Source organism: Streptomyces uncialis, from assembly GCF_036250755.1.
Lineage (GTDB): Bacteria > Actinomycetota > Actinomycetes > Streptomycetales > Streptomycetaceae > Streptomyces > Streptomyces uncialis.
The window spans coordinates 6,604,575-6,617,381 of sequence record NZ_CP109583.1; the positions used below are offsets into that span (position 1 = coordinate 6,604,575).

At 73.1% G+C, this 12,807-nt stretch carries 10 protein-coding genes; 3 read left to right on the plus strand and 7 right to left on the minus strand.

What is annotated here, in order from left to right; all coding sequences use genetic code 11:
* Nucleotides 1-25: 25 nt before the first annotated feature.
* Entirely contained in the window at nt 26-598 is a 573-nt protein-coding gene (locus tag OG711_RS27540; protein ID WP_266515113.1) for a TetR/AcrR family transcriptional regulator, read from the minus strand.
* 156 nt (nt 599-754) lie between these two features.
* On the opposite strand from OG711_RS27540, the gene OG711_RS27545 reads away from it, so the two are divergent.
* Nucleotides 755-3,283: a glycoside hydrolase family 3 protein gene (locus OG711_RS27545; RefSeq protein WP_329561096.1), complete on the plus strand. Its 2,529-nt coding sequence runs from the start codon at nt 755-757 to the stop codon at nt 3,281-3,283.
* A gap of 109 nt (nt 3,284-3,392) precedes the next feature.
* On the opposite strand, the gene OG711_RS27550 is transcribed toward OG711_RS27545, so the two are convergent.
* A complete protein-coding gene (locus tag OG711_RS27550; protein ID WP_073793548.1) occupies nt 3,393-4,316 on the minus strand; it encodes an SGNH/GDSL hydrolase family protein in 924 nt (307 codons plus the stop codon).
* A gap of 419 nt (nt 4,317-4,735) precedes the next feature.
* On the opposite strand from OG711_RS27550, the gene OG711_RS27555 reads away from it, so the two are divergent.
* Nucleotides 4,736-5,230, plus strand: a complete 495-nt coding sequence (locus OG711_RS27555) for a DUF3145 domain-containing protein (protein ID WP_073793547.1) — start codon at nt 4,736-4,738, stop codon at nt 5,228-5,230.
* Nucleotides 5,231-5,620: 390 nt separating this feature from the next.
* Here OG711_RS27555 and fabF read toward each other — a convergent pair whose 3' ends face one another.
* The 5 genes from fabF to OG711_RS27580 form a co-directional block, all read right to left on the minus strand.
* Nucleotides 5,621-6,883, minus strand: coding sequence for a beta-ketoacyl-ACP synthase II (gene fabF / locus OG711_RS27560; protein ID WP_073793546.1), 1,263 nt, complete (start codon nt 6,881-6,883; stop codon nt 5,621-5,623).
* A 76-nt stretch (nt 6,884-6,959) separates the two neighbouring features.
* Nucleotides 6,960-7,208, minus strand: coding sequence for an acyl carrier protein (locus OG711_RS27565; RefSeq protein ID WP_073793545.1), 249 nt, complete (start codon nt 7,206-7,208; stop codon nt 6,960-6,962).
* Between the two features lie 75 nt (nt 7,209-7,283).
* Entirely contained in the window at nt 7,284-8,285 is a 1,002-nt protein-coding gene (locus tag OG711_RS27570) for a ketoacyl-ACP synthase III (protein ID WP_073793544.1), read from the minus strand.
* Between the two features lie 25 nt (nt 8,286-8,310).
* Nucleotides 8,311-9,285 carry an ACP S-malonyltransferase gene (locus OG711_RS27575; protein ID WP_266518167.1) on the minus strand — a complete coding sequence of 325 codons (975 nt, stop codon included), beginning with the start codon at nt 9,283-9,285 and terminating at the stop codon, nt 8,311-8,313.
* A gap of 90 nt (nt 9,286-9,375) precedes the next feature.
* Nucleotides 9,376-10,803, minus strand: coding sequence for a PucR family transcriptional regulator (locus OG711_RS27580; RefSeq protein WP_266515100.1), 1,428 nt, complete (start codon nt 10,801-10,803; stop codon nt 9,376-9,378).
* A 1,183-nt stretch (nt 10,804-11,986) separates the two neighbouring features.
* On the opposite strand from OG711_RS27580, the gene OG711_RS27585 reads away from it, so the two are divergent.
* Nucleotides 11,987-12,754: a pirin family protein gene (locus OG711_RS27585; RefSeq protein WP_329561101.1), complete on the plus strand. Its 768-nt coding sequence runs from the start codon at nt 11,987-11,989 to the stop codon at nt 12,752-12,754.
* Nucleotides 12,755-12,807 lie beyond the last annotated feature (53 nt).

Here is a 12,807-nt window from a genome sequence, read left to right on the forward strand (position 1 = left end):
GCCCCGCGCACCGTCCCCGCCCCGGTCAACTCCCCGTACGGGGCTCCGTACCCAGGAGGGTCAGGAACGCGCGGAACGCCTCCGCCATGTCCACCGCCTCCGGATCGAGCAGCCACTGGTACTGGAGACCGTCCATGACCGCGACCAGCAGGGGCGCCGCCTGCTCGGGGGTGAGGCCGGACGGCAGCCGCTCCCCGTACTCGCCGCGCAGCGACCGCGCCATCTCCGCGCGGACCCTCGTGTACCGCAGGGTGAAGTACGGGCGGGCCGGATGGTCCTCGGTGACGCTCTCCCCGAGCAGCGCGGAGAACGTCTGCACCACCCCGGGCCGCATCACGTTGTACTCGACGAGCGCGGTGAGCAGATCGGCGCGCCAGCCGGACCCTGGGGCCGAGTCCCACTGGTCGCGCTCCGCGAGGACCGCCACGAGCAGGTCGTCCTTGGTGGGGAAGTAGTGCAGCAGCCCCTGCTGGGTGAGCCCGACCCGCTCGGCGACCGAGGCGAGGCTCGCGCCGCGGTAGCCGCGCTCCGCGATCGCCTCCAGCGCGGCCCGGACGATCTCCGCCCGCCGCGCGTCCTTCCTGGTCCTGGGCGTCATCCGCCGGTCCCCTCTCCGCTGCCCGTTGCCGTCCCCAGGACCGTACGACATCGTTTGATAACGAGAAGATAACGAAACCTACCGATTCACAGGTACGGGTGCAGGATGGAAGGACCGGAACGGGCCGGACCCGCGCCCACCCCCAGGAGGAACGCCATGACGGACCGCACCAGCCGCACCCCGGCCGACCGGGCCAGGGAGGCCGCCGCCGACGCCGCGCTCGCCCGGCTCGACCTGGACACCAAGGCGCGGCTCCTCGCCGGACAGGACATGTGGTCGCTGCCCGCCGTCCCCGGGATCGGACTGCGGTCCCTGGTCATGTCGGACGGCCCGGTCGGTGTCCGCGGAGTGCGCTGGAGCGCCGACGACCCGTCCATCGCCCTGCCGTCCCCGACCGCGCTCGCCGCCGCCTGGGACCCGGACCTCGCCCACCGCGCCGGAGTCCTCCTCGCCCAGGAGGCACGCCGCAAGGGCGTCCACGTCCTGCTCGCGCCGACCGTCAACCTGCACCGCTCACCGCTCGGGGGACGCCACTTCGAGGCGTACAGCGAGGACCCGCTGCTGACCGGCGCCGTCGCCGCCGGATATGTGCGGGGCGTGCAGTCCGGCGGGGTCGGCACCACCGTCAAGCACTTCGTCGCCAACGACGCCGAGACCGACCGCTTCACCGTCGACAACCGGGTCTCCGCCCGCGCCCTGCGCGAGCTGTACCTGGCCCCCTTCGAGACGGTCGTGGCGAACGCCCACCCGTGGGGCATCATGACCGCCTACAACTCCGTCAACGGCACCACCATGACCGAGCACCGCTACCTCGTGAACGAGGTCCTGCGCGGCGAATGGGGCTTCGACGGGTACAACGTCTCCGACTGGCTCGCCGCCCGCGACACCAAGGCCGCCCTCGAAGGCGGCCTCGACGTCGCGATGCCCGGCCCCCGGACCGTCTACGGGGACACGCTGGCCGCCGCGGTCCGCGCGGGGGACATCGACGTGGCCCATGTCGACCGGGCCGTCCGGCGGGTCCTGCTGCTCGCCGCCCGCACCGGCGCGCTGGACGGCGCCGAACCCGTCGTCACCGAGCCGCCCGCGACCGTCGACGGCCGCGCCCTGGCCAGGGAGATCGCCCGCCGCGGCTTCGTCCTCGTCCGCAACGAGCCGGTCCCCGGCACCCCGACCGGGACCAGCGGGACCGCACCCGGTACCGGCACGGCCGCTCCCGCCCCGGTCCTGCCGATCGCCGCCGGGGGGCGGATCGCCCTGATCGGCGCCGCCGCCCGCGACGCCCGGGTCCTCGGCGGCGGCTCCGCCACCGTCTTCCCCGACCGGATCGTCTCCCCCCTCGACGGCCTCACCGCGGCCCTCCCCGAAGGGAACCTCAGCTACTCCGTCGGCGCCGACCCCAACGACGAACTCGACCCCGCCGCAGCGGGCTTCGCGCTCCAGGCGATCTGCCGCGCCGCCGACGGCACCGTCCTCGCCACCGCCGGTCTGCCGGGCGGACACGTCCAGTGGCTCGGTGACGACCTGCCCGACGGTGTCACCCACGACGCCCTGCACAGCGTCGAGATCACCGGGACGTTCACCCCCCGCGAGTCCGGCGAGCACACCTTCGGCACCCGCGGCCACGGCGCCCTCACCCTCACCGTCGACGGCCGGGAACTGCACTCCGGCGACGACTCCACCGGCGCCGGAGACGACCCCTTCGCCGCGTTCTTCGGCGAGGCGAGGGAACGCGGCCACGTCACCCTCACCGAAGGCGTGGACGTCCCGGTGTCCCTGCGGTTCACCCCCAAGGCGAACACCTCCGCCCCACTGGCCGGGGTGGTGTTCTCCCTGCTGCACCTCGGACCCCGCCGCGACCCCGCCGACCTCGTCGCGGAGGCCGTCCGCGCGGCCCGCGCCGCCGACACCGCCGTCGTGGTCGTCGCCACCACCGAACGCGTCGAGTCCGAGGGCTTCGACCGCACCGGCCTCGCCCTGCCCGGCCACCAGGACGAACTCGTCCGCGCCGTCGCCGCCGCCAACCCCCGGACCGTGGTCGTCGTCAACTCCGGGGCCCCCGTGGAACTCCCCTGGCAGAGCGACGTACCGGCCGTCCTGCTGACCTGGTTCCCCGGCCAGGAGGGCGGCGCCGCACTGGCCGATGTCCTCCTCGGTGCCGAGGAGCCCGGCGGACGCCTGCCCACCACCTGGGGCACCCTCGCCGACACCCCGGTCACCCGGGTGGTCCCCGAGGACGGCGTCCTCGACTACACGGAGGACGTGTTCATCGGGTACACCGCCTGGGAACGCGCCGGAGCCTGGCCCGTCCACCCCTTCGGACACGGCCTCGGCTACACCGACTGGACCTACGAGTCGCTCACCGTCGAGGGCGAGGCGCCCGACGCGCTCACCGTGCGGGTACGGGTCCGCAACACCGGGCTCCGCGCCGGACGCGAGGTCGTCCAGGTGTACCTCGCCCCCGCCGACCCGGCCCGCCACGGACGGCCCGCCCGCCGCCTCGCGGGATTCGCCGGGGTCGAGGCGGCGCCCGGCGGGACGGCCGAAGCCGTGATCACCGTGGCCCGCCGCGCGTTCGAGGTCTGGGACGAGCAGACCGTGGGCTGGTACCTCGCGGACGGCCCGTACACCGTCGAAGCGGGCCGCTCCGTCGCCGACCTGCGGCTGCGGGCGGACCTCAAGGTCTGAGAACGGTTCCGCGCGGGCGCCCGCACCGGGCCCCGCGCGGTCCACCCCCGGCACACCGGACGCGCCCCGCGACCGCCAGGACGCGGGCAGTGTCAGGACGCGGACGCTGTCAGGACGCGGGCGGCGTACGGGAGGTCACCTTGCGGTAGGCGATCTCCGCCAGCCGCGACTGACCGTCCTTGCTCGGGTGGAACCAGTCCCAGGTGCTCAGCTGCGTGTCGTCGAACCGGTACCCGAACACCGCGCCCCCGTCGTAACGGCACCGCAGATCCTTCGCACAGACCTCCTTGAGGGCCGTGTTGTACCGCACCACCTGCTCCCGCACCCGGTCCCGCCGCGCCTGCGACTTGCTGTCCAGCGCGTCCGAGTCCTTCAGCATCGACGGGCAGATCCCCAGCTTCCACACCTCCTTGCCCAGCGCGTTCCCCCGGCCCGCCTCCCACAGCCGCTTCAGGTCCGGCACGCTCGCCACGTACACCTGCGACGTGGGCGACGTCCGCCGGAGCGTGCGCATCGCCTGCTCGAAGTCCGCGCGGAAGTCCTCCACCGGGGTCATCGCCGCCACCGACGACCGGCACGCGTCATTGGCCCCCGCCAGCACCGTCACCAGCCCCGGCTTGTGCGCCGCCGCCTGCCGCATCTGCTCCGGCAGATCCACCATCCGGGCCCCGGTCCGCGCGTAGTTCCAGCTCCGCCGCTCCGCACCCGTCCGGCCCAGCAGCCGGACCGCCAGACTGCGGACCGTCGCGTCGGAACCGGTCGCCCAGGACGCCTCCGGACAGTCCGACAGCACCGAGCAGGCGTCGAACGCCCGGGTGATCGAGTCCCCGATCGCCGCCATCGACCGGGGACTGCGGTCCCACAGCCGCTTCGGTTTCGCCTTGTCCGACGCGCTGAACGGAGCGGGCTCGTCACCGCCCACCGCGTCGCACCCGCTCAGTCCCACGACCCCCGCCAGCACCGCCGCGGCCGTCACCACGGCCTTCCGCGAACCCCGGCCGGCCGGGCCTGGACGGTGTCTACGCCTGCGCATCTCCGGCTCCCCTCTGTCGCCTTGCACGACGTGCTGACGGCCCCCAGGGTTGAGCCGCCAGGAAAACCATGACCCGCGACACCCCGCGGAAGCCGTGGCCGGCACCTCCGACCGGGTGTCCGGGGCACGTCCCCGAGAGTGAAAGCCCGGGGCTCGCGACGGGCGGGACCGACGGTACGTCACCCTCCGCGCCCCGCCGCACGGTAGCCTCGGCCCCGAGGTGCCCGTCACTGCCCCTCCAGGCCGTGACAGGGCGGGCTTGCCGTCCCCGTGGCACCGAGCAGCTGAGGTTCCGGTAAATTACATCACGTCACATCTGTCTGTTTTCATTGGCTTTCCGCTGGTTCTGAGGAAAAATCGCTCGGCACGGGCGCGAGGCCGCCGGACCAGGCGACCCTCGCCCCACCCTGGAGGTCCCGGTGACGACACGTGGAGTCCTGTACGTGCACTCCGCACCGCGCGCGCTGTGCCCGCACGTCGAATGGGCGGTAGCGGGCGTACTCGGAGCGCGCGTCAACCTCGACTGGATCAGGCAGCCCGCCGCACCGGGCACCTGGCGGTCCGAGTTCTCCTGGCGGGGCGAGGTCGGCACCGCCTCCAAACTCGCCTCCGCGCTGCGCGGCTGGGACCTGCTGCGCTTCGAGGTCACCTCGGAACCCTGCGCCAGCGCCGAGGGCGAGCGCTACAGCTCCACCCCCGACCTCGGCATCTTCCACGCCGTCACCGGCATCCACGGCGACATCCTCATCCCCGAGGACCGCCTGCGCGCCGCCCTCGCCCGCTCCCAGCGCGACGAGACCGACCTGGAGGCCGAGATCGCCAAACTCCTCGGCAAACCCTGGGACGACGAACTCGAACCCTTCCGCTACGCAGGCGAAGGCGCCCCCGTCCGCTGGCTCCACCAGGTCGTCTGACCCCCACGGACCGGTCGCGCGGCCAACCGCGCAGATCACGAGGGCGCACCCGCACCCGTAGGACTACCGAGTGGGGCAGCCCCCAGGGGCGCGGGGAACTGCGCAAAAACGCGAGGACGCACCCGCACCCGAATAACCTCCGAGTGGGGCACCTCCCAGGGGCGCGGGGAACTGCGCAAAACGCGAGAGCGCACCCGCACCCGTAGAACCCCCGAGTGGGGCAGCATCCAGGGGCGCGGGGAACTGCGCACCCACGAACGACCCGCACAGGGCCAACCGCGCTCAGCCGAGGAAACCCCGGCCCCCGCCAGGACCTCCGGGGACGGCGAAAGGGACCCCCACCACCAGGCGGAGGCCCCTGCACCACGGGCAGCAGGCGCGAAGCGCCGGCTAGACCGATCGAAACGCCAGCACGACGTTGTGCCCACCGAACCCGAACGAGTCGTTCAACGCGGCGATCCGCCCCGGCGGCAACGCCCGGGCCTCCCCCCGCACCACATCCGCCTCGACCTCGGGATCAAGATTGTCGATGTTGATCGTCGGCGGAGCCGTCCGGTGGTACAGCGCCAGGACCGACGCCACGGTCTCGACCCCGCCCGCGCCCCCCAGCAGATGCCCCGTCATCGACTTCGTCGCCGAGATCGCCATGTGGTCGACATCGTCGCCGAACACCTTCCGCAGCGCCTTGACCTCCGCGACATCACCCTGCGGGGTGGACGTCGCGTGCGCGTTCACATGCACGATCTCCGCCGGCTTCAGATCCGACGCGTCCATCAGATGGTGCAGCGCGCGCGCGATCCCGCTGCCGGAGGGCTCCGGCTGCGTGATGTGGTGCGCGTCCGACGAGATGCCCTGGCCGACGGCCTCCGCGTAGATCCGGGCACCCCGGGCCTTCGCGTGCTCCTCGGACTCCAGGACGACGACGCCCGCGCCCTCGCCCATCACGAACCCGTTGCGGTCCGCGTCGTACGGACGCGAGGCCCCTTCCGGGTTGTCGTTGCTCTTCGACATCGCCATCATGTTGCCGAACGCGACGATCGGCAGCGGATGGATCGACGCCTCCGTACCACCGGCCACCACGACGTCCGCACGGCCCGTGCGGATCATCTCGATGGCGTACCCGATGGCCTCCGCGCCCGACGCGCACGCCGACACCGGGGTGTGCACCCCGGCCCGCGCGCCCAGCTCGATCCCCACGTTCGCCGCCGGGGAGTTCGGCATCAGCATCGGCACCGTGTGCGGCGACACCCGGCGGACACCCTTCTCCTTCAGCACGTCGTACTGGTCGAGAAGCGTCGTCACCCCGCCGATACCCGACGCGATCACCGCGCCCAGCCGGTCGGGATCGACGGACACGTCCTCACCGGCCTTCGCGGTGAAGCCCGCGTCCCGCCACGCCTCCTGGGCCGCGACCAGCGCGAACTGCGCCGAACGGTCCAGCTTGCGGGCCTGCGGGCGAGGCAGCACCTCGCCCGGTTCCACGGCGACCCGGGCGGCGATACGGACCGGCAGGTCCGCCGCCCACTCCTCCTGGAGGAGACGGACACCGGAACGCCCGGCCACCAGACCCTCCCAGGTCGAGGCCACGTCGCCACCCAGCGGTGTGGTTGCGCCGATACCGGTGACGACCACGGTGCGATTGGTCGAGTTCACAGGAATTCTTTCTCCACGGTTACGAGGGATTCAGCGGCGCCACCGCCGGGTGGCGGCAGGCTTGCCAGGCCTGCGATCAGGCCTGGTTCTTCAGGATGTACGCGGTCGCGTCACCGACCGTCTTGAGGTTCTTGACGTCCTCGTCCGGGATCTTCACCTCGAAACGCTCCTCGGCCGCGACGACGACCTCGACCATCGACAGCGAGTCGACGTCCAGGTCATCGGTGAAGGACTTGTCCAACTGGACGTCCTCGGCGGGGATGCCGGCGATCTCGTTCACGATCTCTGCGAGACCCGCGACGATCTCTTCCTGAGTGGCGGCCATTTCGGCGCTCCTTCTTGTCCTGTCCAGAGGGTGTGCTCAGCAGTTTCCGTACGGACCGTAGATCCGCACGACTGCCTAGGGGAGGGTAACGACCGTGGCGGCGTACACGAGACCCGCCCCGAATCCGATCACGAGCGCGGTGTCGCCGCTCTTCGCCTCACCGGTCGCCAGAAGCCGCTCCATTGCGAGCGGGATCGAGGCGGCCGACGTGTTGCCGGTGGTTTCCACATCACGGGCGACCGTCACATGCTCCGGCAGCTTCAGTGTCTTCACCATCGAATCGATGATCCGCATATTGGCCTGGTGCGGAATGAAGACGTCCAGGTCGTCCGCGCTGATCCCGGCCGCGTCCAGCGCCTGCTGGGCGACCTTCGCCATCTCGAACACGGCCCAGCGGAACACCGCTTGGCCCTCCTGCGTGATCGCGGGAAACTTCTCGACCGTGCCGTCCCGGTAGTCCGTCCACGGCACCGTCTGCTTGATGGTCTCCGACTTGTCGCCCTCGGAGCCCCACACGGTCGGCCCGATCGCCGGCTCCGCCGACGGACCCACGACCACCGCGCCCGCGCCGTCCCCGAACAGGAACGCCGTCGCACGGTCCGTGAGGTCCGTCAGATCGCTCAGCCGCTCCACACCGATCACCAGCACGTACTCCGCGCTGCCGTCGACGACCATGCCACGCGCCAGCGTCAGCCCGTAGCCGAAACCCGCGCAGCCCGCCGAGATGTCGAACGCGGCGGCCTTACGGGTACCGATCCGGTCCGCGATCTCCGTCGCCACCGCCGGGGTCTGCTTGAAGTGCGACACCGTCGACACGACGACCGCGCCGATCTGCTCCGGGGTGATCCCCGCGTCGGCGATCGCCTTCCCCGACGCCTCCAGCGACATCTCCGTCACGGTCTCCTGGTCGTTCGCCCAGTGCCGGGTGGCGATCCCGGACCGCGAACGAATCCACTCGTCGGACGAGTCGATCGTCTCCAGGATCACCTCGTTCGGGACGACCCGTGTCGGACGGTAACCGCCGACACCCAGGATGCGCGCGTACTGCGCACCCCTACCGGTCTTGATCTTCGCCATGCTCTCCGGACTCTCCTTCTCAGGCTCAGGCCGTCTGCCCGGCGTGCTCGGCGATCAGCGCCCGAGCGGCGTCGAGGTCGTCAGGGGTCTTCAGGGCCAGGGTCGGCACACCCGGCAGCGCGCGCTTGGCGAGACCCGTCAGGGTCCCACCCGGGCACACCTCCACCAGCGCCGTCGCCCCCAGCTCCTTGAACGTCTCCATGCACAGGTCCCAGCGCACCGGGTTCGCGACCTGCCCGACCAGCCGGTCCAGCACCTCGCCGCCCGACGCGACCGCACGGCCGTCCTTGTTCGACACGTACGCCACCGCGGGATCCAGCGGAGCCAGCTTCCCGGCCGCTTCCCGCAGCACGTCCACCGCCGGGGCCATGTGCCTGGTGTGGAACGCGCCCGCCACCTTCAGCGGCACCACCCTGCGCACCCCCTCCGGCTTGTCCTCCGCCAGCGCGGCCAGCTCCGCGGCGGTACCCGCCGCCACTATCTGACCCGCGCCGTTCACGTTCGCCGCGGTCAGCCCCAGCTTCTCCAGATACGGCAGCACGACCTCCGGGTCACCGCCCAGCAGCGCCGCCATACCCGTCTCGGTGGCCGCGGCGGCCTCCGCCATCCCCAGCCCACGGGTACGCACCAGCCGCAGCGCCTCCGTCGGGGACAGCACCCCGGCGAACGCGGCGGCGGTGATCTCCCCGACCGAGTGACCCGCGACGACATCCGCCGACAGCCCCGCGAGCGGCGTGGCGGCCGTACGGTCGGCGGCATCCACCGGGTCCGCACCGGTCAGCGCCGCCGCGGACAGGATTCCGGCCGCCACCAGCAGCGGCTGCGCCACCGCGGTGTCACGGATCTCGTCCGCGTCGGCCCGCGTCCCGTAGTGGACGAGGTCGAGGCCGATGGCGGACGACCAGGACGCCACCCGGTCGGCGGCACCGGGCAGGTCGAGCCAAGGAGTCAGGAAGCCGGGCGTCTGCGCGCCTTGGCCGGGAGCGACGAGTACGAGCACACTCACACTCTCTCTTGTCGACGGCGGAAGCCGCCCGTGGGGACAGGGACGAAGAACCGAGGGGGGAATTGTAGGCCCCCTACAAGGCGCCTACGTCGGAACGTCACCGTCGGCCAGCCGGCCGAGGATCAGGGCGATCCGCAGAGTGAACGCCGACCGTACGTCGGAGGGTGACCATCCGGTGACATCAGTCACACGTCGAAGCCGGTAGCGCACGGTGTTGGGATGCACGAACAGCATCCGCGCCGCCCCCTCCAGACTGCTCGCCTGCTCCAGATAGACACTCAGCGTCTCCAGCAGCGCCGAGCCCGCCTCCTCCAGCGGTCTGTAGATCTCCTCCACCAACTGCTCGCGTGCTGCAGGGTCCGACGCGATCGCGCGCTCCGGCAGCAGATCGTCCGCCAGCACCGGGCGCGGCGCGTCCTGCCACGCCCCGCACGCCTTCAGTCCCGCGGCCGCCGCCTGCGCCGACCGCGTCGCCGCCAGCAGGTCCGGGACGATCGGCCCCGCCACCACGGGCCCCTGCGCGTACGGCCCGATCAGGGCCTTCGCCACCTGCAACGGATTGTCGCTGCCGCCCGCGATCACCACGAGCCGGTCACCGAGGACCCCCGTCAGCACCTGGAGCTTCGCGTGCCGCGCGGCCCGGCGGATCGCCTCCACCGTCAGCTCGCTGTCCCCGTCCGGCGCGGTCCCCAGGACCACGCACACATGCTCGGGGGAGTTCCAGCCCAGCGCGGCGGCCCGGCTCACCGCGCCCTCGTCCGCCTCGCCCGACAGCACCGCGTTGACGACCAGGGACTCCAGCCGGGCGTCCCACGCGCCCCGCGCCTCCGCCGCCTGCGCGTACACCTGCGCCGTCGCGAACGCGATCTCCCGCGCGTAGACCAGCAGCGCCTCCCGCAGCACCGACTCGTCGCCCGGCGCCGCGACCTCGTCGATCGCGGACTCCATCACCTCGATCGTCGTCCGCACCATCTCCACGGTCTGGCGCAGCGTGATCGCCCGCGTCAGCTCGCGCGGCGCCGTCCCGAACACATCCGTCGAGATCGCCTGCGGCGCGTTCGGCCGCCGGAACCACTCGGTGAACGCGGCGATACCGGCCTGCGCCACCAGCCCGATCCAGGAACGGTTCTCCGGCGGCATCGCCCGGTACCAGGACAGCGTCTCGTCCATCCGCGCGATCGCCTGCGCGGCGAGACTGCCGGACGACTTCTCCAGCCTGCGCAGCGTCGCGGGGTGGGGGTGCGGCGGGGGAGGGTCCCCGGGGCCGGCCCCACGATGACCGTCGTCCCCGTCGTCGCCCCCACCGTTCCCGCCCCCACCCCGGCCGCCACCGGCCCTGCCGCCGCCACTGCCGCTGCCGCCCTGGCCTGAGCCGCCGGCGGTACGGGACGGGGCGGACCGGCGGGCCGGGTGCTGCGCGGACTCGGCGTCCTCATGGCGCTCGGCGGCCCGCCGGTCAGCGGCATCCGAGGCGGCACCGTCGTCCGAGGCCCCACTGTCCGGAACGCTCATACCGGTGAGGTCGGTGAGGTCGGTGAGGTCGGCGGGTTGTGTGGGTCCGGCAGGTCCGGTGGGTTCCGTGGGGCGGGTGGCTCCGGCGGGGATCGGGGCGGGGTCGGCGGTGCGGACCGGGCGGGTGGTCGTGGACGCGCCGGACGCGCTCGGCGCACCGGATGCGTCACGCGCACCAGGCGCACCGGACGCACCGACCGCCGTGGCGACGGCGACGGGCCGCGACAGCCGAAGTGCCTGAGGTAGCCGGGGCGACCGGGACCCCTGGGAACCTTGGGACCCCTGGGGCCGCTCGACGTGCTGGGATCGCTGGACGTGCTGGGCTCGACGGCCCCGTTCGGCCCGGGTGGGGGACGGCTCGTGGGGCGGCGGACCCACGGTGGCCCGGGAGCCCGCCGGACGCCCACCGGACCTGGGCGGGTCCCCGTACTCGCAGGAATCGGGGTGCACACCGCGCGGGGTCCCCCCGGAGCGCGGCGGCCCCGCGGAACGCCTCACGACGGACGTACCGGGGTCCGGCACACGTGGTCCGCCTGGGTCCGCGGCCCGTGATGAACCGGAGGCGGGGCCGCGCGATGCGCCGTGGGCTGCGGGATCGGTCTTGCCGACGTCGGGTTCGGGCACGATGACAAGACTGCCTTATCGGGACGGCCAAACGTATCCCCGGGGGCGACGACGGCCCGGGAACGGCACAGCCGGCGGACCCGCCGCCCCGACACCCGCCCCTCCCCAAGCACGCGCCCGGCCCCGACACTCCAGTCACCGCCACTCCCGCCCCCGCACGGGCAACACCCGCCCGCCCCACCGAATTCACGCACAGCCCGGCGCCGCCTGGACCGCCCGCACGGCCTGGGGCGCCCGCACGGCCTGGACCGCCCGCACGGCCTGGACCGCCCGCACGGCCTGGACCGCCCGGACTGCCCTGGGGCGCCCGCACAGCTCGCGTAGTCGGACCGCCCGGACCAGCCCGGACCGCCCGCACAGCCCGACCCGTCTGGACCGCCCGCAGGGCCTGGGGCGCCCGGACCGCCCGGACCGCCTGAGGTACCCGCAAAGCTCGCACCGCCCGGCCCGCCCGAGGCGCCCGCCCCCCTCAGCCTCGGGCCGTTGACCCGCCCGCTGCTTCGGCCCATGGACCCGGGCCGTCCGCCCGCCGTGATCCACCGACGGCTACCGTGGGGCCGTGACGGATGTGCGCCGCGCCGCTGAGCGCTACCCCGGAGGCGACCCCGAGGCCGGGATCACCACCCGGCACGCCTTCTCCTTCGGCTCCCACTACGACCCCGACAACCTCCGGTTCGGCGCGGTCATCGCCTGCAACGAGGAACGCCTCGCCCCGGGCGCCGGTTTCGACGAGCACCCGCACAGCCATACCGAGATCATCACGTGGGTCGTCGAGGGCGAGCTCACCCACCGCGACTCCGCCGGCCACACCAGCGTGGTGCGCCCCGGCGACGTCCAGCGCCTCAGCGCCGCGACCGGTGTCCATCACGTCGAACGCAACGACGGCCCCACCCCGCTGACCTTCGTCCAGATGTGGCTGGCCCCGCTGAACCCGGGCGGCGAGCCCCGCTACGAGGTCGTCCGCGGTATCGCCGACTCCACCCCGTACGCCGTCCCCGAGGCCGGGGCCGTACTCCATGTGCGCCGTCTCGCCCCGGCCCAACGCACCGCCGTCCCGGACGCCGCCCAGGTGTACATCCACGTCGTCCGCGGAGACCTCCGGCTGCACCCGACGGACCGCCCCGCACCCGGCGGCATCCCCCACGACCCCCCACATGGCGGGGAGTCCGACACGTCACGCAACGGGGAACCCGACACCCCCGGACCCGACACCCGCCTCGCCCCCGGTGACGCGGCCCGTCTCACCGACCCGAAGGGCCTGGAGCTCACCGCGACCTCCGCGGCCGAGATCCTCCTCTGGGAAATGAGCCCCAGCCCACCCCGCTGACCCCCACCAGCCCCCGGCCCGGCCCCGAGCGACGACACCCTCACCGTTCCGAC